This window comes from Cohnella hashimotonis, assembly GCF_030014955.1.
In the GTDB taxonomy this organism is placed as follows: Bacteria; Bacillota; Bacilli; order Paenibacillales; family Paenibacillaceae; genus Cohnella; species Cohnella hashimotonis.
In genome coordinates, this window is the sequence record NZ_JAGRPV010000001.1 from 2,111,099 (window position 1) to 2,135,497 (window position 24,399).

Annotated in this window: 20 protein-coding genes and 1 tRNA gene; 12 read left to right on the forward strand and 9 right to left on the reverse strand. The window is 55.4% G+C overall.

The genetic code is table 11. The features are described from left to right. Positions 1-32 precede the first annotated feature (32 nt). Positions 33-923 (forward strand): LysR family transcriptional regulator, encoded by an 891-nt coding sequence (locus KB449_RS08345; protein WP_282912764.1) that lies wholly within the window; start codon positions 33-35, stop codon positions 921-923. A 164-nt stretch (positions 924-1,087) separates the two neighbouring features. Here KB449_RS08345 and KB449_RS08350 read toward each other — a convergent pair whose 3' ends face one another. Beyond that, a complete protein-coding gene (locus KB449_RS08350; RefSeq protein WP_282907933.1) occupies positions 1,088-2,575 on the reverse strand; it encodes an alpha-N-arabinofuranosidase in 1,488 nt (495 codons plus the stop codon). A 136-nt stretch (positions 2,576-2,711) separates the two neighbouring features. Between KB449_RS08350 and KB449_RS08355 the strand changes: the two genes are divergently transcribed. From KB449_RS08355 to KB449_RS08390, 8 genes are all read left to right on the forward strand, one after another. Further along, complete coding sequence (locus KB449_RS08355) at positions 2,712-3,536, forward strand: helix-turn-helix domain-containing protein (RefSeq protein ID WP_282907934.1); 825 nt, start codon at positions 2,712-2,714, stop codon at positions 3,534-3,536. 158 nt (positions 3,537-3,694) lie between these two features. Then, positions 3,695-4,333 carry a YkoP family protein gene (locus tag KB449_RS08360; protein WP_282907935.1) on the forward strand — a complete coding sequence of 213 codons (639 nt, stop codon included), beginning with the start codon at positions 3,695-3,697 and terminating at the stop codon, positions 4,331-4,333. Positions 4,334-4,513: 180 nt separating this feature from the next. Next, entirely contained in the window at positions 4,514-4,855 is a 342-nt protein-coding gene (locus KB449_RS08365; RefSeq protein ID WP_282912765.1) for an alpha-helical endospore appendage domain-containing protein, read from the forward strand. Then, positions 4,842-5,279 (forward strand): hypothetical protein, encoded by a 438-nt coding sequence (locus KB449_RS08370; protein WP_282907936.1) that lies wholly within the window; start codon positions 4,842-4,844, stop codon positions 5,277-5,279. The genes KB449_RS08365 and KB449_RS08370 overlap by 14 nt, the downstream gene beginning before the upstream one ends. Next, positions 5,236-6,360 (forward strand): glycosyltransferase, encoded by a 1,125-nt coding sequence (locus KB449_RS08375; RefSeq protein ID WP_282907937.1) that lies wholly within the window; start codon positions 5,236-5,238, stop codon positions 6,358-6,360. Before KB449_RS08370 ends, KB449_RS08375 begins: the two co-directional genes overlap by 44 nt. After that, positions 6,357-6,815 (forward strand): alpha-helical endospore appendage domain-containing protein, encoded by a 459-nt coding sequence (locus KB449_RS08380; RefSeq protein WP_282907938.1) that lies wholly within the window; start codon positions 6,357-6,359, stop codon positions 6,813-6,815. Before KB449_RS08375 ends, KB449_RS08380 begins: the two co-directional genes overlap by 4 nt. After that, a complete protein-coding gene (locus KB449_RS08385; RefSeq protein ID WP_282912766.1) occupies positions 6,710-10,150 on the forward strand; it encodes an alpha-helical endospore appendage domain-containing protein in 3,441 nt (1,146 codons plus the stop codon). Before KB449_RS08380 ends, KB449_RS08385 begins: the two co-directional genes overlap by 106 nt. Before the next feature lie 229 nt (positions 10,151-10,379). Continuing rightward, a complete protein-coding gene (locus KB449_RS08390) occupies positions 10,380-11,435 on the forward strand; it encodes a GGDEF domain-containing protein (protein WP_282907939.1) in 1,056 nt (351 codons plus the stop codon). A 19-nt stretch (positions 11,436-11,454) separates the two neighbouring features. Here KB449_RS08390 and KB449_RS08395 read toward each other — a convergent pair whose 3' ends face one another. The 4 genes from KB449_RS08395 to KB449_RS08410 form a co-directional block, all read right to left on the reverse strand. After that, positions 11,455-12,531, reverse strand: coding sequence for a Ger(x)C family spore germination protein (locus KB449_RS08395; RefSeq protein WP_282907940.1), 1,077 nt, complete (start codon positions 12,529-12,531; stop codon positions 11,455-11,457). Next, positions 12,528-13,613 (reverse strand): GerAB/ArcD/ProY family transporter, encoded by a 1,086-nt coding sequence (locus tag KB449_RS08400; protein ID WP_282907941.1) that lies wholly within the window; start codon positions 13,611-13,613, stop codon positions 12,528-12,530. The genes KB449_RS08395 and KB449_RS08400 overlap by 4 nt, the downstream gene beginning before the upstream one ends. Then, a complete protein-coding gene (locus KB449_RS08405; protein ID WP_282907942.1) occupies positions 13,606-14,934 on the reverse strand; it encodes a spore germination protein in 1,329 nt (442 codons plus the stop codon). Before KB449_RS08405 ends, KB449_RS08400 begins: the two co-directional genes overlap by 8 nt. 99 nt (positions 14,935-15,033) lie before the next feature. After that, positions 15,034-16,188: a polysaccharide deacetylase family protein gene (locus tag KB449_RS08410; protein ID WP_282907943.1), complete on the reverse strand. Its 1,155-nt coding sequence runs from the start codon at positions 16,186-16,188 to the stop codon at positions 15,034-15,036. Between the two features lie 173 nt (positions 16,189-16,361). On the opposite strand from KB449_RS08410, the gene KB449_RS08415 reads away from it, so the two are divergent. Next, positions 16,362-16,449: transfer RNA gene (locus KB449_RS08415), tRNA-Leu, on the forward strand. Positions 16,450-16,647: 198 nt separating this feature from the next. Here KB449_RS08415 and KB449_RS08420 read toward each other — a convergent pair. From KB449_RS08420 to KB449_RS08435, 4 genes are all read right to left on the reverse strand, one after another. After that, a complete protein-coding gene (locus KB449_RS08420; protein ID WP_282907944.1) occupies positions 16,648-17,478 on the reverse strand; it encodes a carbohydrate ABC transporter permease in 831 nt (276 codons plus the stop codon). After that, positions 17,478-18,353, reverse strand: coding sequence for a carbohydrate ABC transporter permease (locus KB449_RS08425; protein ID WP_282906612.1), 876 nt, complete (start codon positions 18,351-18,353; stop codon positions 17,478-17,480). The genes KB449_RS08420 and KB449_RS08425 overlap by 1 nt, the downstream gene beginning before the upstream one ends. A gap of 89 nt (positions 18,354-18,442) precedes the next feature. After that, positions 18,443-19,789 carry an ABC transporter substrate-binding protein gene (locus KB449_RS08430; RefSeq protein WP_282907945.1) on the reverse strand — a complete coding sequence of 449 codons (1,347 nt, stop codon included), beginning with the start codon at positions 19,787-19,789 and terminating at the stop codon, positions 18,443-18,445. Between the two features lie 113 nt (positions 19,790-19,902). Beyond that, entirely contained in the window at positions 19,903-22,236 is a 2,334-nt protein-coding gene (locus KB449_RS08435; protein WP_282907946.1) for an alpha-L-rhamnosidase-related protein, read from the reverse strand. A 225-nt stretch (positions 22,237-22,461) separates the two neighbouring features. Here KB449_RS08435 and KB449_RS08440 point away from each other — a divergent pair, with 225 nt between their 5' ends. Together KB449_RS08440 and KB449_RS08445 are read left to right on the forward strand one after the other, a co-directional pair. Next, positions 22,462-23,310 carry an AraC family transcriptional regulator gene (locus tag KB449_RS08440; RefSeq protein WP_282907947.1) on the forward strand — a complete coding sequence of 283 codons (849 nt, stop codon included), beginning with the start codon at positions 22,462-22,464 and terminating at the stop codon, positions 23,308-23,310. A 116-nt stretch (positions 23,311-23,426) separates the two neighbouring features. Then, entirely contained in the window at positions 23,427-24,365 is a 939-nt protein-coding gene (locus KB449_RS08445) for an AraC family transcriptional regulator (RefSeq protein WP_282907948.1), read from the forward strand. Positions 24,366-24,399: the final 34 nt, after the last annotated feature.

Genomic DNA, 24,399 nt, shown 5'->3' on the forward strand with positions numbered 1-24,399 from the left:
ATTGTAATCATGTAGGTGATACCAATAACGTTATGACAAATTCGCAGATAATGGCGTTTGTGAAAATCGCAGAGATCGGTAACTTTACAAAAGCAGGAGAGCTATTGAATATGACGCAGCCCGCAGTAAGCCGCGCCATATCCACGCTGGAATCGGAATTGGGAGTCATCCTCGTTATTCGGGATCGAAGGAACGGAATTCTTCTCACCGATATCGGGAAGCGCTTGCTCGTCATCTTCAGAGAGATCTTGCACAGCTACAATAGGATAGAGCAGGAGGTGGAGGCCGAGAAAGGGTTCGAAGTCGGCACGATCCGCGTCGGTTCGTTTCCCATTGTGTCCACGCTCTTCTTGCCGAAAATCGTAAGGGTGATCGAGGAGAAACATCCGGGGCTGACTATCGAAGTATCCGAGGGAACCGTCGATGAGATTAAAGAATGGCTAGCGTCCAGAATCATCGATATCGGTTGGATCATCCCGCCGAACGGCGAACTGGAAGGGATTCCGTTTTTCAAGGACGAGTTGTGCCTGCTCCTTCGGGACGATCACCCTCTGCATAGCCGCCCTGTCATCCATCTCACGGATCTGGACAACGAGCCGATGATCGTTTGCAAAGGCGGATTTGTCACGCCGATCTATGCGTTGTTTCAGCAATTTGGCATTGTTCTGCGCGCCAAGTATGAAGGCCATAACTTGCATACGGCGCTTAGTATGATTCAAGAAGGGCTGGGCGTCTCGATCGTATCGAAAGCGTTGCTCTCCTGGTCGGCTCTGCCTCCCCGTGTCCGCATTCGCGAGATCGATCCGCAGCCGTCCAGACAGATTCACTTGGCGGTTCCTTCTTTGAGGGAGGCTTCTCACGGGGTAAGGTTATTCTTGCAAACCGCAAAACAGCTTTATTTGTCAGACGATCGGAATCGCTGATTAACGGGCGACCGGATCGACGACAAGGCAGTAAGGCATTTCGCACGACATGCATGCAGTGCGTAGCTAAACGGAAATGAATAGAGCTCTATGCGCATCTCTGAGGCGCATAGAGCTTTTTGCACTGCTAACTGAAATCCTTCTTGTATGATAAACGTTACTTTCTATGAGCGCGGCTTGAAGCGCAGGGTCGCGACCGACGCGGCCGCCATAGGGACCAGGTACGCTTGTCCGTCACGCTTAATGCCTTCGAAGGGCTTGACTTCGACGAGATCCGGCGCATCGAACGTATTGTGCGCGCGCATGCCGTCGCCGCTTAAAACGAAGCCTTCCATTTCGAAGTCTCCATCGGACCCGCGCAGTTCGAGCCGGACTTCGGCCGCATCAGCTGGGTGCAAATTGTACAGGCTTACGTGAACGAGGCCGTCCTTCCGCGAAGCCGTAGCGCCGACTTGCGCCATAGGCTGTTCGTCTCCCGTGCCGAAGCTGCCGAATTCGCCATGCAGGGCGAGCGCCTCGGCATCCTGGTGGACGGCGTACATCTTCAGCACGTGATAGGTCGGCGTGCGCAGCATCTTGTCGCCTTCCGTCAGCACGACCGCCTGGAGGACGTTGACGAGCTGCGCGATATTCGCCATCTGGACGCGATGCGCGTGCTTGTGGAAAATATGCAGATGCGCGGCGGCGACCAGCGCGTCCCGCATCGTGTTCTGCTGGTACAAAAATCCGGGATTCGTCCCGGGCTCGACGTCGAACCACGTGCCCCATTCGTCGACGATCAGGCCGATGCGGCGCTCGGGATCGTGACGATCCATGGCCGTGCCGTGGCGGGTGAGCAGCTCGTCCATATGAAGCGCCTTGCGCATCGTCATTTCCCAGTCGGACGCTTCGAATTCCGTCGCAGAGCCTTTTTCCTGCCACGTGCCCGGAACCGTATAGTAGTGCAGGCTCAGACCGTCCATCTGGCCGGCGGCCTTCTGCATCAGCACATCCGTCCAGCGATAATCGTCCGAGTTTGCGCCGCCGGCGATTTTATAAAGCTTGTTGTCCCCGTACTGTCTGCAGTAAGTCTGGAACTGCCTGTACAGATCGGCATAAAACTCGGGAAGCATGTTGCCGCCGCAGCCCCAGTTTTCATTGCCCACGCCGAAGTACTTGAGCTTCCAAGGCTTCTCGCGGCCGTTCTGCCTGCGCAGGTTGGCAAGCGGCGATTCGCCGTCGAACGTCATATACTCCAGCCATTCGGACATCTCTTGAACGGCGCCGCTGCCTACGTTGCCGCAAATATAAGGCTCCGCGCCGATCAGCTCGCACAGCCGGAAAAATTCGTGCGTGCCGAAGTGGTTGTTTTCTACGACGCCGCCCCAATGCGTATTGATCATGCGCTTGCGTGTCTCCCGCGGACCGATGCCGTCGCGCCAATGATATTCGTCGGCGAAGCAGCCGCCCGGCCAGCGCAGCACCGGAACCTTAAGCTCGCGAAGCGCCTCCAGTACATCGTTGCGAATGCCGTCCGTATTCGGGATCGGCGAGTCTTCTCCGACCCACAATCCTTCGTAAATGCATCGTCCGAGGTGTTCGGAAAAGTGACCGTAAATATTTTTGTTAATCGTACCCGTCGTCCAGTCCGTATGCACGATAGCCTTCAGCATGCGAATACCCCTTCCAAAGTCGCGTAATGATAAGCGGTGAACGCGTTTTCAGCTTTATTATAGAGACTTGAGAAGTCGCGAACCATCCATTATAATATCCAAAAAACTAACCGATCGTGCTATGGGGGGGGAGGACATGCTGGACTTGCTGAGCTGCGGCTATCACCATGTCCATCCGGACGGGATCACCATCGATAGGCCGAAGGGCGCGGGCAACTATGCCTTCGTTTTTTTCAAGAGCCGAGCCGAGGTCATCGTCCGCGGTCGTTCGATGAGCGTGGAACCAGGCACTCATATCGTGTTCGGCCCGAATACGCCTCATCTGTACCGGGAGCTCGAGCGTCCGTTCGCGAACGATTGGTTCCACTGCGTGGGCGAAGAGATGGGGGAGCTGATCGCCGAGCTCGAATATCCGTTGGACGAGCCGGTCAAGGCCGTTGACGCCCTACAAATCTCCCGGGGCGTCATCGAGCTGCGGCGCGTTCAGAGCAACGGGGGACGTCTGGCGGGCAGGATCCTGGACCTGGAGCTTCGCGGCTTCATGATGAAGCTGGCCAATGCGACGCAGGCGGCGCCGCTTCCGGAAAAGGTCAGCGGGTACTACGGCGCGTTCGTCGACCTGAGGAGCTCGCTGTTTAATGCGCCGCATGAGCGGACGTCCGTCGAGGAACTCGCTTCTCGGGTTAACTTGAGCAAGTCGTATTTTCAGCACTCGTACAAGCAGTTTTTCGGCGTGCCGGTCATGACGGACATGATTGCGGCCCGGCTGGAATACGCGAAGTATTTGTTGAAAAACAGCCGGCTGTCCGTGGCCGAAGTGGCGAGTCTGTGCGGCTACGACAACGATACCCACTTTATGCGCCAGTTTAAAAAGTACGTCCGCGTCACGCCCAAGCGATATCGCGATGCCGGCGAAGCGGCAGAGATCGGCCAGCGAGCCGAGTCGTATAGCCCGCCGTAATGCCGCCCCGCTTGCCGCCGATCCCGGCGCTACCGACTGCGGTCCAGTACAGATCACGACTTTAGCAGGGCACAAGTTCACGACGCTAGACGATGGGAGGCGTTCCTCGCCGAGGCTACAATGATAGAGACATAGCCGAGGATAAGGGAGGAAGCGGGATGGATGGCAGTACGCAGGCAAAAGCGCCTGGCCTCGTCAGGAGGGGCGAAGCAAGTTCGCGATTTACGGTCAGGCAAAAGGCATGGCTGCTCTGGGAGAAGGTCGTCTGGCTCGGGATGGAATGGCGCAGCGAAGACAAACTTGATTACGGCATGTGCAAGCTGCTCGTCAAGCGGTATTCGGGCGAGCCGATCGTCTGCGCGGACGGTACGCGGATCGAGACCGGCGACCGGATCGGCGAGCTGCATCTGGACAATCGTCGAATGCTGGAGCTGTCAGGGGAAGTAGGCTCGGATCGAGCGGCGCTTAAAACCGCCCGTCTGGCCCGCGCTTCGCTAAGACGCATCGCCGAGGCGATGGAAGTCGACCCGAGGCTGGCCCAGGTGAAGGGGGTGATGGGTACGACGCTGCTCCATCGGGGTCTTATTCACGGATTGGGCTTCGAGTGCCGCCCGATGCCCTCGCGTACGGTGGAGAGATGGACGGCCGCCTATTTGCAGACGCTGCTGAGCTTTCTTCATCCTGCAGGCCGAACACGCACGCAAGGCAGCAAGGACAAGCTCGTTCCGATGCAGCTGATCCACTCGCGACAATCGCTTAAGCGCTCCATGGGCGGAATCAAGCACGCTGTCTCTTAATTCAAAATCGGGTGTGGGATCATTCCGGAAGCCTTGAACTTGAAGGCTTCTTTTTTCATTTTCGACACGAATGCCTATATAGGCGCATATGTAGGCATATCGAAGCCATATACGTAAAATAGCCGGTTCGGGTCGGATTCGCCGCAACCGTACGGACGAAGGAGGATGACTGCCTTGAGTATGCCTACGATACCGCATGAGCCGTACCGCCCCAGCTTGGATCAGGTCGTCGTGGATCTGCTGAAGTCGATCGCGCTGGAAGAAACCGCTCTTGCGAATCTGCTCAACGCGGAAGCGGAGCAGATGAGGGCTCTGGCGCATCAGGGACAACATGCCGCTTCGCACCGGGCCAGATGTGAGCTGATGGCGCAAGCCGGCCGGCAATCGGTTCGGCTGCTGGACGCGGTCGTTATGAAGGAATGGCTGCTGCTGCGCAAGCTCGACAATACGCTTGACCTGTACCGGTCGGAGCACGGAGACAAGCGCTGCGATCCGGGCGGACATGACGATGACGATGAATGAAGAAGCGTTTTTTTCCTTAGATATCAAAAATACGGTCCGCGATGCTTGCTTGCCTGCACATTTGGAGCTGGTTGAAGCGCTGGCAGGCTACCGCAGGGCGCTGATTGCGTTAAGCCGGGCTTCTCATCTCGAAGATGCTTGGCATGCATTCGACTTAATAGCGGTGCAGTCGTCCGTAGGGCAATTAAAAACGCTGAAGGATGCGATCTCGAACCGCTACGATCGTTTGATAGATTCGCGCAATGCGGCTGCCGTACATGAATCGGAGCGGCTTCTCGTCCGAAAAAGCAAACTTCCAGCGCCTCCTTATGTGGTCAGCGACTCTTATACACCGAACAAAGAAGCGCGCGCGCTACTCCGTATGGAAGGAGGTGGGTCGGTTGAGCGAAAAGCTGCTCTCGCTTTGCATGATCGTCCGGGATGAAGCGGACACGCTCGGGCGGTGCCTTGCCAGCGTTAACGGGGTCGTAGACGAGACGATCGTGGTGGACACCGGGTCCGGGGACGACACGGCAGCCGTCGCGCGCGCACATGGCGCCAAGATCTACGACTTTCAGTGGACGGGAAGCTTCGCGGAGGCGCGCAACTACAGCTTATCCAAGGCGACGGGGGCTTGGATCTTGTGGATGGACGCGGATGAAGCATTGGAGCCCCGAGACGCTGACGCCTTGCGCCAGGATGTGAGAACGTCAAGCAGGCAAAAACTGCTGTATGCCGAGACCCTTCATTATATCGGCTCCGGCCGACCGGATCCCAGACGGGCTTATCGGATGGCGCAGCATCGGGTGTTCCCCAGCGGGAGCGGCTACGCATTCGAAGGCGCGATTCACGAGCGGCTTATCAGAGACGGTGCGCCAGCAGCGGATGATGCGATCTCCCTGATTCCGGCAATAATCCATCACTTTGGATATATGGACGACATCCGGCAATTGAAAAAGAAGCGAGAACGAAATCTGCTCATGCTGCAAAAGGAAAAACAAAGCGGCTGCTCTGATCCTTGGACGGATTATCACATAGCTGGCGAGCTTAACGGCGTAGGCAGCTATGAAGATGCTTTTGCGGCTGTCAACGCTGCGATCGCCGGCGCATTACAGAGCGGTCAACTGCCGCCGAACGCGTTTTACCGGCTGAAATACGCCGTCTTGCTCGCCTCGGGAAACGAACGCGGCGCTTGGCCCGGCATCGATCGCGCGCTGGCTTTGTATCCGGACGATGTGGGCTTGCGTTTTTACAAGGGTGTCATTTTATCCCGAAACGGACAGTATGGCGAAGCGATTAAGGCATTCAGGACCTGCCTGACACTCGGGGAGCGGTGCGGTCCGGAGCTTACGAAGGCGGGAATTGGCAGCTTCCGCGCTTACGAGTTTATCGGACGATGTTTTAAGCTGTTAGGCGACTCTGTAGAAGCGAATGCGGCATACCGACGTGCTGAGGCAATACTTGTCGATTACGATGAGACGATGAAAAGGCTATTGCAAATTGAGGCGGGGAGGATTGCGACATGAAGCGGCTCGGCGATCGGGAACGAACGAATCCGGCATTAGGCGCGCTGGAGCGGCAGATCGCCGCCCTTTTGTCATCGCTGGCCCGGGACAACATGGCGCTGGCGCATCTGTTGAACAGTCAAGGCGAATTGGCTGATCTCGCAACGTCCGCTTTTGCTGCGAATCGTACGGATACTGTCATTTCCGAGGATCGTTTGCTGGAGGTTCGGCATTCGGTGTTGGGCACGGTGCAGGAGACGGTGTCCAAGGAAGTTCTGCATCTTATGAAGTACGATCAGATTCTGGAACGATACGCCGGCGGCATCCCTGGGCCCCGTTGGATCGGAATTCATGACCGGAGGGGATCCGCATGTCATTTTCCGATATCCCCAACATCACGCCGTCCGCCGCGAAGTCCCGCGAGGAAGCGCTCAGCCTGTTGCTGGCCTCCATTGCCTATGAAGAGCTTGGCCTAAGTCATATCATCAACGCGGAAGGCGAAAAGCTCCAATACGTGCTTGGTACGCTCCCCGGCGTCACTGGACCCGCCCCCAATATTAATGAACTTTTAGCCATCAACGAGAGCATACGAAATACGTTGCGGGAAGTGACGCAGACCGAGCTTGAGCTTCACGGGAAGCTGGAAAGTGTGCTTTCGATTCCGATCTCGCAAGGCGCGACCGGCGCCACGGGGCCGGTTGGCCCGACGGGGCCGGCAGGCGGCGTGCTGCCCGGTTCTTTTTTGTACTATGTAATCGGTCCGACTGGTTCGGCAACGGTAGGAGCCGGCCAGAAGCTTATATTTGAGTCCGACACTTTGGATATCCAGGTCAGGCAAGGCTCTGCCATCGTGCGCATCGAGAGCGCGACACCCTCGACCGGGGCGACTGGGGCCACAGGGGCTACTGGCGCGACCGGGGAGGCAGGTGCAGCCGGTTTTACGGGGGCTATCGGAGCTACCGGAGATACAGGCCAGACAGGAGCAACAGGCGCAACCGGGGCTACAGGAGAAGCTGGATCGACGGGAGCAACAGGCGCGACTGGAGAGATAGGCGTAACGGGAGCCACAGGCAAAACGGGTTCAACCGGACCGACAGGTGAAACTGGGACAACTGGATCGACAGGAGTAACAGGCGTGACTGGAGAAATGGGCGCAACCGGACCAACCGGACCAACCGGACCAACCGGACCAACCGGTGCAACGGGAGAAACGGGTGCTAATGGGGAAACCGGATCTACCGGAGCTACCGGTCCGAACGGAGAAACCGGAGCACCTGGCGCAACCGGAGCAACAGGTGCTACTGGGGAGACTGGTGCTACGGGTGAAATGGGAGCTACAGGAGCCACAGGCCCGACAGGAGAGACTGGCGCGACTGGACTAACCGGTATCACGGGTGAATCGGGTGCTACTGGATCGACTGGCGCCATGGGAGTAACAGGAGCCACAGGAGCCACCGGACTGACAGGAGCAACGGGCGAAACGGGAACAACTGGATCAACTGGTGCAACTGGATCAACTGGTGCAACCGGAGCGACAGGCCCGACTGGACCAACCGGTGCCACTGGAGCGACAGGAACTACAGGAACTACAGGAACTACAGGAGCCACGGGGCAGACCGGAGAAACCGGGGCAACGGGTGATACTGGATCAACCGGACCAACCGGTGTCACGGGAGTAACGGGAACTACAGGCGAAACGGGTACAACCGGTGCGACAGGAGCAACGGGAACTACAGGAGTTACAGGCGCAACCGGTTCGATGGGAGCAACCGGACTGACCGGAGTTACAGGGCCGACCGGAGAAACTGGCGCACCCGGACCAACCGGTTCAACGGGTGCTACTGGTGCCACAGGCGAAACAGGAGCAACTGGTCCGACAGGTGTAACTGGTTCAACAGGAACAACAGGCTCGACGGGTATTACTGGCGCAACGGGAGCTACAGGCGAAACGGGTGCAACCGGAGCGGCAGGTACGACTGGACCAACCGGTGTTACGGGAGTTATAGGTGCAACCGGTGCCACGGGGCTGACCGGAGAAACTGGCGCAACGGGAGATACGGGCGAAACGGGTGCAACCGGTCCGACAGGTGCGACCGGACCAATCGGCGCCACGGGAGCGACGGGAACTACGGGAGCTACAGGCGCAACCGGCTCGACGGGAGCAACTGGACTGACCGGAGCTACAGGGCCGACGGGAGAAACTGGCGCAACCGGACCAACCGGTTCAACGGGTGCTACTGGTGCCACGGGAACTACAGGAGCTACAGGGCCGACTGGCGCAACGGGAGATACGGGCGAAACGGGTGCAACCGGTCCGACAGGTGCGACCGGACCAACCGGTGTTACGGGAGTTACAGGTGCAACCGGTGCCACGGGGCCGACCGGAGAAACGGGCGCAGCGGGAGCTACAGGCGAAACGGGTACAACCGGTGCGACAGGAGCAACGGGAACTACAGGAGCTACAGGCGCAACCGGATCGACGGGAGCAACTGGACTGACCGGAGCTACAGGGCCGACCGGAGAAACTGGCGCAACCGGATCGACGGGAGCAACCGGACTGAACGGAGCTACAGGGCCGACCGGAGAAACTGGCGCAACCGGCTCGACGGGAGCAACTGGACTGACCGGAGCTACAGGGCCGACGGGAGAAACTGGCGCACCCGGACCAACCGGACCAACCGGTTCAACAGGTGCTACTGGTGCCACAGGCGAAACAGGAGCCACTGGTCCGAAAGGTGTAACTGGTTCAACAGGAACAACAGGCTCGACGGGTGTTACTGGCGAAACAGGAGCTACAGGCGAAACGGGTGCAACCGGAGCGGCAGGTACGACTGGACCAACCGGTGTTACGGGAGTTACAGGTGCAACCGGTGCCACGGGGCCGACCGGAGAAACTGGCTCAAAGGGAACTACAGGAGCAACAGGTTCAACCGGACTGACCGGAGCCACAGGGCCGACCGGAGAAACAGGCGCAACCGGACCAACCGGTTCAACAGGTGTTACTGGAGCTACAGGCGAAACAGGAGCAACGGGTCCGACAGGGGGAACTGGTTCAACAGGAACAACAGGCCCGACGGGAGCAACTGGCGCAACTGGTGCCACAGGCGTAACCGGGTCAACTGGAGCTACCGGGTCAACAGGCGAAACGGGAGCTCCAGGTGCAACTGGCGCAACCGGCATCACCGGAGCTCCAGGTATAACTGGTTCAACCGGCACTAACGGCACCACCGGTGCGACCGGAGAAATTGGCGCGACTGGCCCAACCGGAGCTACAGGAGCCACCGGCGCAACCGGGGCCACTGGCTCTACCGGATCCACAGGTACAATCTCGACCGACGGCTTTTCCGGCTTCATCCCGAACCTAGCATCGATTTCGACTAGCACGCAACTGAGCGGGTTCACGGTGGCGAGTCCGTATTTTACGACGACGGGGTTTAATCCGACGACCGGCAACTACACAGTGCAGACGACGGGCCAATATGCCATAAAAGCTACCATCAACTACAGCACGACAGCAGCTTTGACCATATCGTTGGGCGCGGGCGTGAACCCTTCGTTTTTCATCAGACGGACCTCGCCCACAGCGACGACGCTGATTACCGGATTATTTCCAATCCTGAACGTCAATATCGCGCTTCTCCTTACCCTCAGAGCGATCCTCGGCAGCGGCACGGTCACGTTGGCCGGTGATGTGCAGCTTAACGCAGGAGACGTTATCGGCTTGTTCTATGACGCCAACGGGTTAACGGCATCGTTGAATCTAGGCGGTTCGACGGCCGGGATCGTATGGTCCATGCATCGATTGACCTAAAAGGAACGTGTTCTCCTAAAACCTGGCGACGCGTGCAGCGTCGTCAGGTTTATTGACACAATTTATTTATATTCATCGGAAGGGAGTGCGGGAGATATGTCGAATTATGTAGTATTCATCCTTCAGCAACTAGACTCGGTAAGTGTGGTGTAAAATGAAAAATAAGCGTACCCGGTATTTTTCCAGCCCTTCATTCGCTGCCATCGAAAAGCAGCGGCAGGTTCAGTACGTGCGATGGTTCATTTGGACGTATTGGCTTGTGATCGGCGCTCACTTCTTTGCCCAGCTTTTCTCGTATCTCTTCCTTCCTTACGAGGCCAGTGCGCACCAATTTTATTTACATATTCTGCTCTATCCCACACTGCTAATGAGTGGCGTCACAGCATGCGCCCATTTCATTCTTTTTAAAGCCGGACGCTATTCGTTTTATTCGATTTTTCTGGCGGGTACGATTATCTCGATGATTATCGTCCATTTGAATATGGACATCAGAATTATCGCGGCGATCATGCTGCTGCCCATTTTTGCTTCGATTTTATTTTTCAGATTAAACTTGACTTGGTTCACGGCAGTTTTGCAGGCTGCGGGGTTCAGCGCTTTATACGTGTGGGACGAAGGATTCCGTTCGTTCGTAACCGCTTTTGACCTGATCGCCATCGTACTGTTTTTTGTGCTCAGCACGGTTGCGGCCAGCTACATCATTATCAGCGGACGCGATCTCGTCTTCGATCTTGAAGCGGCGATGATCGCCCAACAGCAGCTGCTGGTTGAAAATACGGTCATGTCGCAGCGTTCCAAGACGGACGCATTAACGAATCTGTACAACCATATGTCCTTCCACGAATTTTACGAGAAGGCAATGGAATTCGCGGACAGAGGCGCGCCGTTTCATCTGGCATTGATCGATATCGATAACTTCAAGTCGATCAACGATACGTTCGGTCATCGCGTAGGCGATACAATCCTTGCCAACGTTGCGCGCGTCATCAAGGATCGCATATCGCCGGCCGATATCGCCTCTCGCTACGGCGGCGAGGAGTTCGCCCTGTTGTTGTTCGAGCAATCGTTCGAGGAGGCGCATGCTTTGGTCGACGGAATCCGGTCCGAGCTTGCGAAGTCGCGTCATCCTGAATTGGACGGCAGGGCCGTGACGGTGAGCGTCGGATTAAAAAGCTACGCGAACCCTTACACCAAAGAGAAGCTGTTTGAGGACGTGGACGCGCTGCTGTATCAAGCCAAGCGTACGGGTAAAAATAAGATCGCATCGGTAGCTTTGATCGTCTGACCGGAAGCGCGGAATCTCGTCAGCTTTTCGATTTTAACAGTCCTTCGTCTTGAATGATGACATGGACTTTAAAGTGGATTTTCATAAAGGGATAATATTTCGATCTCCACGCCTGCAAGTCGTCCCGTGAGAGCTTGTCCCGGAAAAGCTGCCCCAAGCCTAAGAAGTCGGCTTCTTTTGATTGAGCGTCCCTGAGCATGGTTTGAAAACGCGCCGAAAGCTGATCGTCGATTTCCCGTTTGATCTCGGATTCGGAAGGATCGCCTACGGTTTCCAGAACGGTTACTTTCAAATGCAGCAAACTGCTCAAGGTCGCTTGGCCTTCGTGCAGCTTGCTGCTGTTCGTCAATCGGTCGGCTTCTATTTTTACCGTCGCGTGATGCATGACCTCGATCTTGCCTTGCGTTCCGGCTCCCTTGAACAAGTTGTAGAGCAGCGCCTTCTCTGAATCGATGGTGCCCACCATTTTGCCGTTTTTGATAACCGCCGCGCCGGTGCTTTCGATCGTCGTCGTCCTGCCGGGCCTGATGGTGGGAATGACGACGTCTCGCGTGTACGAGTCCATGCTGCGGAACACTTCCCAGATTCGGGTTTGCACGACCTCCGGCGACCACCCCGCGTTTTTTTCGAAAAAGTCGTACACTTCCATTCCGCCGATCTTAGAGGCCGTGCTCAGCTTCTCGAAAAGCGGCTCCAGCATTCCAACGCTTATCGCACAGAACGTCTTGTTCGGGATATCCCGCGACCGCATGAAGCTCTCAATGCTTTGCCCCAATCCCTTTTCCGCTACGGACCGTTCGAAGACGATAACCTTCAAATGGAGCAAGTCGACTTTGTTCTCCATGTTTTTATTGATCTTGTCCAATATTTCATTGATGGTGTTGCCGGATTCGGAAATGATTTTAGCGCTCGTTTCGGTATCGCGGGTATCCGGCACAAGCAGCAGTACTTTGTACGATTGACCGGTCTGTTTGACGCCCATAACGATCGGCAGAGCGCGGTGATTGATATCTTTAATATCCCAACAACCGGTCAAGGCCGTCGTTCCAGCGACGATCAGCGCAAAAAGCGTCAGGCGGGCGAGGCGCATTTTCATGATTCGATCGCCTCTTTCCGGCGTCGGCTAAAGCCGAGCGCGAAGGTGACCAGCGGAATAACGAAGGCTGCGTATAAGCGCAAGTACGTATTCCACCATAACATCTGCTCGACGGCGCTCCAGTTCGGGACCAACAGGCATACGATGAATACGAAAACCGCCAACAGCACGCTAACGGCCGGCGCTTTTGCGGCAGGCAAGGCGCGTCGGAGCAGCAGCAGCATTTCCCACTTGACCAAAGCCAGGAACAATATAACGAAGCATAACAGACTGATCATGAAAAACATCGTCACTCTGTCGAACATCAGCCAGCTGACGTCCACTGTATCCACAGCCATGATAAACGGAAAAGGGAACTTGGAAGCCGTATTTTCGCCGAACGTCAAGAGCGGCACGTAGACCGATATGAGAAAAAACGGAAGCAGCACGAAGCTGAACCAGACGATCTTGCGGCGTTGGTAAGGAACGTGGGAAGGGATAAAGCCCAAAAACAAAAATCCGCCGACAAAAGCGAACATGCTCTGCAGATACGGGCGGTGGAATACGTAGGAGAAACTGGCGGCCTTGCGGTCCATGAGCGGCAGCAGGTAATGCCAGTCCGCGTTTTGAAACGATAGCACGATGACCAGGATTAAGAAGGGGAAAAACAGCAGCGCGACGAGCATGGCCGTTCTAAAAAGCGACTCGACACCCCATGAGGAAATTAAGGTGCTTACTGCGAGAAACAGCAGCATAATCGTCCAAAGCGGGGTATTGCCCAAGAAGATCACCGTGACGATCTCGGCGTACGCGCGAACGGTGATGATGATCATCATGACAAAGTAAATGGCAAGCGGCAGCAGCGCCAGAAAGGCAAAAGCGTTGCCGGCGCTTTGGAACAGATCGATCACGTTTCGCGGCGCGCAATAGCTTAAGCCTTTCGTATAGACGGCGACCATGCTGACATGGCAAATAAACCCGAACAGCACGGCGCTCCATTGTCCGACGGAGAGGCTGGCGATAATATCGGCCGGATACAGGAAAAAGATCAGGCCCATATGCGTGATCAGACACATGACGATGACCTGGCGGCTCTTATCCATAGCGTCGTCCTGCTTTCCAGCGTGATAAGTAAGGGATGCCGAAGGTGCTGACTTGTCCTAGATACGCGCAGATGACGACAATGCCTACGAACAGGCCCAATACGCCGAACATCGCCGACAGAAACAGCAGCAAATATTTGTAGAGACGAAGGGACGTCGTGTTCTGGAAGCCGATGACGGTAAAGTTGGCGATCGTCGAGGCAGCCAAAATGATGATAAGCACGTTGCTGACGAGATTGGCCTGAACGACAGCTTGTCCCAGGATGATGCCGCCCACCATCGTGATGGTCGGCCCGATCGTTTTGGGCAGACGGATCGTGGATTCGAGCGTCAATTCGAGGATCAGCAGCAGTAGCAGCGTTTCGACGAGCGCCGGATAGGGTACGCCCTCGCGACTGCCGGCGATGGATAGGGCGATTTCGATCCGGAGTACTTCGGGATTCACCGACACCAGCGCAACGTATAAACCGGGCAGCAGCACGTTGGTCAGTACGCCGAGCACGCGCAAGACCTGAAAAGAGAATTTGAAAAAAACAGGAAAGTTGCGGTCGCTTTGCGAGACGAACAAATCCGACACCAAACTGGGCAGCACAAGGGCAAATGGAAATCGGTCCAGCAGCAGGACGGCTTTGCCTCTAGCCAAAGCGGAGGCAGCTTCCTGGGGAAGCTCGGTCGTATTGTAACGGGTGATCAGCGTCCATTTTGAAAATCCGAGCAGATCGGATAAAGCTTCCAGATCGGGAACGTCCCGGTCCGGGAGCGCTTCGATTTTCCGGACGATGGACTGCAGAAGTTGTTCATGGATTTGCCCCTCCATATAAAGAAGAGCGGTCCTTCTGCGCTGATCCCCGCCTAGCGCATAGGAGCGAAGGCGCAGCTTTTCCGAGGAAAAATGCTTTTTGACGAGCCCGATATTCGTATCCAGATCTTCGTTAAAGGCGCTGATGGCGCCCCGAAGCACGTTTTCCGTCGTCGGTGCTTCTATGGCGCGGGACAATGTCCGATGGACAGGAACCAGCTTCATACAACGATCGCCTGCATACGAAAAAATAAGCATCTGGCCTGCCGCGATCGCGTCCAGGATCTCTCGTTCGCCCGGATCGTTCATTGGCGTTCCGATCCCGCTACTCGGATCGAACGGCGGTTTATCCGCGGAGGCGGCATTCAGGGCCATTTGCCTAAGCAAGGCGATCGTTTGCGGCAGATCGATCTGAGAATTGTAACCGGCCAACACGACCGGTTGATCGGTAAGGATAGTCGGATGCAGGAAAAGGTCCGAATCCAGATTCTGTCTGGACATCAAAAACGCCGGCAGGTTCATGCGTCACGCCCCTCGCGATAATTTTCCATTATCCCCTGAAAGGGAGCTGGTAAACGCACGAAGAAAATGAGGTGGCGCGGACGCAGGAATGCCGAAGCGTTAAAAGTGAGGCGTATGGTTGGCGGGAGCCGACGATGCTCTGCGCTGCCTGAACAGCGCGATGCCAAAATAAATCCACGCGGCGAAGGCGAAGGCTGCAACGACAGATGATACGATGGCGTAGCGCTTATAGGTAGGCGAACGATCGAAATGCGCGTGCCCGAGCCGCTGCTGCGCCTCCTTCATCAGCGCGAGCTGAAGCTCCGGATTATTGCTCATGCCGCCTGCGTTCAACCGGAAACCGTTTGTCTGTCCCGGCTTGTTCAGGCCGCTCTTGACGGTCAGCGTCACGTCAATGCCGCGCTTGCGGCAGATCCGCAGCAGCGACTCGGAGAAAGCGCCGTACGGAAAGGCGAGCACGTGATCGTTTTCGCCCAGCTCCTGCTTCAGCACCTCGTTCGCCTGCTTCAGATCCGCATCCACGCGCGATTCATATTCGTTCTCCGTTTCCCTGCGTCCCTTGTCCTTCAAATATAGCCGGCTCGAAAGGACGGGCTCCGGGTGCTTGCCCCGCGCGTCCGTCGGCGCGTAATAATGAAGATTATAAGTATGGCTGTAGAAGTCGATGCCGCTGCGATGCATCTCTCTGACCTGGTCCCAGGTCAGCTTCTCTACGCCGGGCATCTTGGGATTGCCGACCGTGCCTACGATAAGGAAGCTGGTAGCCGGCGCTCCATATTTCTTAAGCAGCGGATATGCGTACTTATAAAAAGACTCGTAACCGTCGTCGAACGTCAACAGGACTGCATTTTCGGGCACGGGCCGGTCGTGCAGAATAAAATTGCGGTACTGACTCATCGTGATCCAATGAAAATTGTTGTCCTTCATCAATTGAAGCTGACGCTCGAAGTTGCTTGCGGACAGCGAGTGTACGTCCGTCGGGGATGGCGAGACGTCGTGATACATCAGCACGAGCACGCGGTTGCGATAATAATGCCCGTCGGGTTGTGAGCGGCCTGCCTTCAGGCCGGGGTAGGGCGAATAATCGGCATTCGCGTGTTCACCCGTGGCGGCCGCTGTGCTTGCAGCGCCGTAGAACATGCGTTGAAGAACCGGAAATCGGCTGTGGTAGGCTTGAACGAAAAATAAACTAAACATCGCGACCGACAAAACCAGGACGACCGACAATGAGATAAACCGCGCTTTTAAACTCATGTTGCATCTCCTCGCGTAACCGGCCGCTTGCGTTCTTGCGCCCGATTGTTGGGTACCCGTATAAGACGACAAACCCTGCCGATAAGTTACCGAAAAAAAAGCTTTACTTTTGTTGGACAGACCTATATAATCTAATTTATCGTCTTGCGGAAGCAACATGACAAGACAGATATGCGGTCGTGGCGGAATTGGCAGACGCGCTGGATTCAGGTTCCAGTGGGCTAACCCCCCGTGGAGGTTCGAGTCCTCTCGACCGCACCACCCTATAAATGAACAAGCTCTTGAATCGTTTCTTATGACGGTTCAGGAGCTTTTTGCATGATTGGAATTTTCATAAGCACAAACGGGCGTTAAACATAAAAAAGGGGATGAAACAATCATTGCCGTTTCATCCCCTTTTTTATGTTTAAGTTTTACAAAGACCGCCGTTCCAGGACAGGTTCATACCGCTGTGCCCATTTAGCCCTTCTCTGCCCCTTGCGTCAAGCCCTCGACGATATAGCGCTGGGCGAAGGCGAACATGATGATCGTAGGGATAACAGAGATGACGGTTCCGGCTGACATGGATCCCCAATCGATATCGAACTTCAGCACGAACGAATTCATCCCGACCGGCAGCGTCTTCAGCGAATTCGTATCGATGAACATGACGGCCTGGAACAACTCGTTCCAGTTCTGAACGAAGGCGAATATAAACGTTGAAGCGATCCCCGGCAGCATGACCGGGATAATGATGCGGAACAGCGACGTAGTCCGCGAGCAGCCGTCGATCATCGCCGCTTCCTCGAGACTGGCTGGTATGCGCTGGAAGAAGCCTCTGAGCATAATGGTCGAGAAGGCGATGGAGCCCGTCGTGTACAGCAGGATGAGCGACATCCGCGTGTTCGTCAGCCCCATGTCCGACATCATCAGGTACAGCGGCGCCAGCGATACGAAGCCCGGCAGCATCTGCGTGAGGAAAAACGCGAGCATGATCTGCTTGTGGCCGCGGAACGAGAAGCGCGCCATGACGTACGCGCACAAAATCGAGATGACGATGACGGCGACGGCGGACACGATCGACACGATCAAGCTGTTCATGATATACACATGAAACTTGGAAACCGTAAAGATGCGGTCGAAGTTACTGAGAGAAAAGTGAGTCGGCCAATACGAGATCGGCAGCTTGAAGATGTCGCCTTTGGGCTTGAAGGCCGTGATGACGATCCAGTACAGCGGGAATACGACCACGGCCAGGTGCAGCGCCAGATAGAAGATCTTTAATCCCTTGAGGGTCGCTTTGACGGCCATCAGAAGTCACCCACTTTCTCGGACTTCGTCACGAACAGGTAGAAAATCGTGTACAGCATCAGAATCGCGAGCATGATGACGCCGATCGCGGACGCCATGCCGTAATTGCCGGCGAGCAGCTTTTCCATGAGGAGGGAGGACAGCACATGCGTGCTCCCGGCGGGACCGCCGTTGGTCATCCCGTAGATGAGCGTCGGGTCGTTGAAAATCCAGATCACGCGCAGCAGCGTCGTGGCGATGATCGTCGGCATAATATAGGGCAGGGTCACGTTAAAAAACTGGCGGAACGCGTTGGCGCCGTCGATATCGGCCGCTTCGTACAATTCGCCGGGCACGGACTGGAGGGCGGCAAGCAGCATGATGGCGAAGAAGGCGATGCCGTACCATACGTTCGCGACGATGACCGAGAACATGGCCCAATGCGGGTCCGATAAGAAGCCGATCCGCTCGTGGATGATGCCGGTCTTAAGCAGCAGGTCGTTGATGACGCCGTATTGGGAATTGAACAGCCACTTCCAGATCAGGCCGATCAGGAACCCGGACAGCGCCCAGGAGTAGAATACGAAGCCCTGATAGACGCCGCGTCCGCGGAATTGCTTCTTGAGCATAAGCGCGAGCGCAAGTCCGATAAAGAACTGAAAGACGAGCGAGAAGAAGACCCAATATACGCTGTTCTGAAGCGCGGTGAGAAACTTGCTGTCGCGGAAAGCCGTCTCGAAATTCTGGAGTCCGACGAAATCGACGTTGTTGAGGTTGAACAATTCGTAATTCTGAAAGGCCATGATCACGCCGCGCAGGAACGGATAAAACGTGAAGACGGCGAGCAGCAGAAATGCGGGAAATAGGCTGAGCCAAATAAAAGTACGCTGTTTCATTCGAAGTCACCGCCTTATAATGCAGGGAATATGGCACGCAGCGCAAGCGCCCGCCATATTCCCTTTGTGGTTAACAGTCGCTCTGCAGCTTATTTCGCGCCAAGTTCCGCTTTCGCATCGACCCAGAACTTGTCCCACTTGGCCAGCGTTTCTTCTACGGTCGCCTTGCCGAGCAGCATTTGTTGACCGGTCTCCATGGACACCGTGCCGAACTTGCTGTTCGCCGGGTAGTTGAACGGAGGCTTGTAGTTGACGAACGTCTTGGGATCGGCCGTCATATCCAGCAGCGTCTTGTAAGGACCGTCATTGAAGTATGCGTCCTCGGTCGCGGTGCTGTGGATCGGAATCGTGCCGTAGCTCTTGGACCATTCGACGTTCTGCTCGTTGGAGCTCAGGAATTCGATCAGCTTCCAAGCCGCTTCCTTCTTGGTGGAGAAGGACGTAATGCCCCATCCCGCGCCGCCGGCGCTGATCAGCGCGACGCCGCTCGGGCCGGTCGGCATCGGCGCGGTCGCCCAGGTTCCTTCTTCCATGCCATCCTTCAGCGTGTTGATAACGTCGGGATCCTGAAGCAGGAAGGCCGTCACGCCGGAAGTGAACGCTTGTACTTGCTCGGAGAAGCCCCAGCCGACGGAGTCTGCAGGCGAGCCTTCCTTAAAGAGCTTCAGGTACAGGTCGAGCGCTTGCTTCGCTTCGGGGGAAGAATAGATCGACTTGCCGTCGTTCAGGAACATCGCGTCGCTCGTGTTGACGTTAGCGCCGTTGTAAGCCAGAACCATCGTGTCCGGCACGGAGTTCGCGCCAGGGCCGCCGCGGAACGAGAAGCCGTAACGGTTCTTGGACTTGTCGGTCAGCTTGATCGAGGCATCGACCAGCTCCTGGTAGGTCTTCGGTACGGCGATTCCCGCATCTTTCAGCCAATCGGCGCGGTAAAACATTTGACGCTGATAGAGGCCGTTGGAGATGAAGTACAGCTTGTCGCCGATGCTGCCGACGTCAAGAGCTGTTTTCGTTACCGTGGAGAACTCGCTCCAGTTTTTCGTATATTCGTTAAGCGGTTCAAGATATCCGTTGTTGACGAATTCCGCTACGTTGAGGTCACGGGCTTCGACGATATCGATATCTTCTTTGGCGGAGAGCATCGTACGGATCTTGTTGTCTGCTTGGTCGAAAGGAGGCGAGATCAATTCAACATCGATATTGGAATTGGCTTTCTTAAAAGCGTCGATCATCTTTTGGAGCTCGGCCGTGCGGGTATCAGAGGTCAAGCTTTCGATCATTCTAAGTTTTACTTTTTCTCCGCTGACTGTACTGCCGCTGGAAGCGCCGGACGAATTCGTGTTTTCATTGTCTCCACAAGCAGCTAGAACCATGGCAAGTACGACCGAAGAGACCGTCAACTTCGAAAACGTTTTCATTCCTTTTTTTGTGAACATTTAAATCCCCCTTCTAGAATGGTTATCATACCGTCAAGTCATATCCCTATCAGCCTGTATGATAGGAAAGTCCGGCGACGCTTCCTCGAGAGGATTAAGCGGCGGTTATGCGTTTATGGCAGTTTGCAAGAGAAATGAAATTCTTCCCTGCCTTGACGAACATGTACGGATTGATCCGGAAGAACAACCTCCAGCTGCGCAACGGCGCTAGTCGATACGGTCAATTTGAACTGCTTCCCATCGCTCAATTCCCATGCGACATGTACGACTCCCTGCGGTGTCGCGACATCTCCGGACGCGTATGTCAGCTTGCCCGGCTGCGGTGCGACTTTAATCGTGGTATAGCCTGGGGTGGCAGGCGATACGCCCAATATTTTGGCGCTGAATTCATAGATAGGCACAGCGCCCCAGGCATGACAATCGCTGCGCTGACTGACGGGATCCTCCACCCACGATGTGAGTCCGAGCGCAGCCAGGTCCCTCCAGGTGTCCCAAAGAGAGAAGGATAGATCGTAGGAATCGATCTCCTCGAGCGCGCGGAACAAGAAAAATGACATGGCGTAGGATACTTTAGACAACGATTGGTTGGCAAGCATACGCTCGATCAGTTGCCTGGCAGCTTCTCCCTGGACGGCGCCGGCTAGTACGGCCCAGATCTGTGCATGCTGGCTGTACAGCTTCGCCTGAGGGGCATCCTGATAAAGTCCGGCAGCTTCCGAATAGCTGGTTTGGTTGACGGCTTCAATTAGCGCCGTTGCGCGAGACCTGTAGTCGTCGCCAGTTCCGTTTCTGCCTAACGCGTCCTGAAGCTCGGCGGCCAGCTTCAACGATGCGGCGTACATCAGATTATAGATGACCATGCTGCCTTCCTTTGAAGCCGTCGGTACGCCGCTTAGTTCGCGCCACTCGTCTACCCAATCCACATAGGACCAATATTCCGGGGGCATTTGATCCAGCAGTCCATCGGAAGCTATTCGTTGATGGAACCATTCCAGAATCCCGTCAATCGTGGGCAGATAGGTCCTCACCAGCGTCAAATCTCCAAAATAACGGTAATGATCGTGGACCATCATAATCCAATAGAGCGAAAAGCCTGGAATCACCTGCTGCAGCATCGACGGATATCTGCTCTGGAGCATCCCGTTAGGCAGCCGGGAGCAATGAAAATCATAGATGGCCTTCCGGGCCAGACGGTCATCGGCGCTTAGCTGGTAAGTAAACAGAGCCTGCAATCGCGTATCCATCGCGTACTGCAATTGCTCGAAATAAGGACAGTCTTCGTACGTCTCGTGCATGCAGCGCTTGAGCGTGTTGATGCTGATGTTCCAGAGCGGCTGCAAGCTGACGTCGGAGCTGGTGAAGCTCGCTTTGACCTCCAGCGGATAGCCTGTTTCTCTATAATGAAAAGATTGGATGGTCAGCGCTTCCCCAGCGGTCTCCACCTCAAGCGAAATGTACCGGAATGTCCGGAATAGGAAAGGTTCGTAACATTCCGGTTGATCTGCGGAACCATGTCCGCCGACTGTATAGAGATCAAAATTGCCGATCAGTACGCCGGTCGTATCGTTTCTGATTCCTTTAACGAATACACCCGTTGCCGGATCGATTTGCTGATAGCATTCCGCGTATAAAAGCTTTACGCTTGCGTTTTTTCCGCTGCTAAGCCGAAGAATGGGGTAGCCGGTCGTCATCTCGCCCGTATCAAGCTCGAGTTTAAAGTTTTGATGAGGGCCGATCGCGATGGGCTTTCCGATATCGTACGGGCCGGCGGACGGAATGAACGCGCGATTCGTCTCATAAAGCGGCGGAATCGGACGCGGAGCAAGATACCATGGCGAGAAATGGCCGATTACGGGATTTTCACGTTCGCTAATTTTGACGGCAAAATGCCAGTCGCAATCGTCGTATTCCGCCGTATACCAGTTGTGCGCGAGATTGCGGCCGTCCACGCGTTCCGTACCGCCTACAAACGCGGTATCCGCATCCGAGACATCATAGGCGATCGCCGTTTCCTGAAGACAACGCCAACGCTCGTCCGTATGCAGCGTCAAAATAGATTGGCCCTTTTGGTCCAACACCTCACCGGAAAGCAAAAAGCCTCCGCGACTCGATCTCCAGACGGAAACCGGACCTTCTCTGCCGTCATAGTGTACGACATGGGCAGCGATTACATTTTGGCCTTCGCGCAAGAAGGTGGTGCAGTCGACTTCTTCATAATAATAGGTTTGGTGGTCGCCTTTGGCGGGTCCGCGTGATACCGGGATGCCATTGACATACAGACGATATCTGCTGTCTGCAGAAACCTTCAACTGCAACGTCGCCTCTTCTAAACGATCCAGCACAAAGCTTCTGCGGAAATAGATTTGCTCGTGCACCTGCTCGTTCTGGATGACCTGCCGTTCTTCCATCCAGACCCATACCGCTTCGATAGCTGCGTGATCGCTCAACGTTTACTGCCCTCCCCGATTGCAAATTTCAATAATTACTATACACTAGAGGTTAATCGAAATTTGAGGCTTATTCGGACGATATATAAGGTGTAATCGGACGTTAAACACGAAAAAAAGGGTGCGCGCATGAGTATCAAACCTTTCGTCTATACGACAACCGCTGCCGAATTTCTGTCGCCGGAATATCCTGTTTTTATCAATCGGGTGCAAGAGTCGTTCGGGATGTGGCATCACGATCACGAGTTTGTAGAGATCAACTATGTGAGCGAAGGAACGGGGTTTCAGTATATCGAGGAACAGTTTTTGCCTGTGTCGAAAGGAGATCTTTTCTTTTTGCCGATCGGGGTGTCGCACGTGTTTCGGCCTTCGCATGCCGGGCCGGACGCCGGCCACTTGATCGTGTACAACTGCTTGTTCGACGGTTCGCTCAGTCAACCGCTAAGCAGTTTTTTTGCGGGAGATGAAGAGATGCTCCGGTTCATTTTCGCTCGTTATCCGGAGCAGGCTTGGCTGCACTGCAAGGATAAGGATGGCTCCTTTCAGCGGATCTTCAATACGCTGTTCGAAGAAAATAGCGTAAAACGTCCGGACTCGAATGATGTTATGCAAGCCGAGTTGGTGAAGCTGATGCTTCTTATCAGGCGCTCTAAAGAAAATGACATGGCAGTGGAAGGTGGGGCATCACGGTTCGGAGAAGATGCGCTTGAATCGGTGCTGAACCTGCTTCGTCGTGAGCCGATTAAACCGGTGCGCATGCGGGATTTGGCCGCAATGGCTGGTTTCAGCGAGAGACAGTTCAGGCGCCAGTTTGCGGCTCGTACAGGGATGAGCTATACCGATTATGTGAACAAGCTGCGTGTCGAGTTATGCTGCGACCTGCTGCTCGCGACGAACGAGAAGATCTCAGCTATTGCAAGGGTGGCGGGATACGAGGATATTAAGCATTTTAACCGGCTGTTTAAGCGTATCACCGGGCAAACGCCAAGGCAATTTCGGAGCATGCATGCAGCGAGAGGCGGCGTGGAGGGGCAGAAGGAAACGAGGAGAAATAGCGTTCAAAAGGAGAACTAAGGGATGATCGGACTCATCTTGACTCCTGGCGATCGTGCGCTTAAGGTGATTAGTAAAAAGCAAGCACTCGCTGCGGGAGCCCTTGGAAAAGGCGCGCCGGGCCGAGAGGGGATACGATGGACCAAGAAGTGACGTATGAACAGAAAGACAATCGAATCGATTTTCATTTCGACCATATTTATTTCGAGAACCCGCAGCGGTTCGGATCGATTGATCTCTTCCAGGTTGGGGATTTAAGCTGTCAAGGCGGCTACGTCGTTAACGAGCACGAGCAGATTTGCTATGAGCTCACCTACATCGTCTCCGGCCGGGGATGGCTCAAGGCCGGCGGGACGTCCCATCCGGTCAAGGAAGGCGACATCGTGCTTAACGTCCCGGGGGAGGTGCACGCCTGCCGGGCGGACGATGACGATCCGTTCCGGTACTATTATGTCGGGTTCGACTTTGCGGAAGGCGATGCGGGTGAGGTGGGCGAGGCGGGCGGGGCGCCGTCATTGGAGCCGATCCGGAAAATGTTCGATCAGACGACGCAGCCCGTCGTATCGAACATGCTGGGCATCGAAGCGCCGTTCGCAGGCATTTTCAAAGAGCTGGTCAATCTGAAGAGCTATTCCTCCTTCATGATCGGCTCGTACTTGCAGCAGCTCATCGTGCTGGCCTACCGCAGCTTCCACGACAGCCGGGAGACGGCGTATTCGCCGATGCTGCAGGGCAAGGAGATGACGAAGCCGGTCCACGACGTAATCCGATACATCGAAGACAATTGGCTTCGAATGACGGAGCTCGGCGCGATGGCGGAGGAGCTGCACTACAGCTACTCCTATTTGTCGCATCAATTTTCCAAAGAAATGGGGCTTACGATTCAGGAGTATTACAATCGTAAGCGATTCGAGCAAGCCGTCAAGCTGCTGCGCGAAGGTCGGCTGACGGTTACTCAGATCGCGGACAAGCTCCGCTATCAATCGATTCATTCGTTCAGCAAAGCGTTCCGCCTGCACTTCGGCATCTCCCCTACCGAATACCAGTCCATCGCGACAAGCGCAAATCAGGTCTAATAAAATGGCGAATCCGGCTAAATTCGCGTGACCC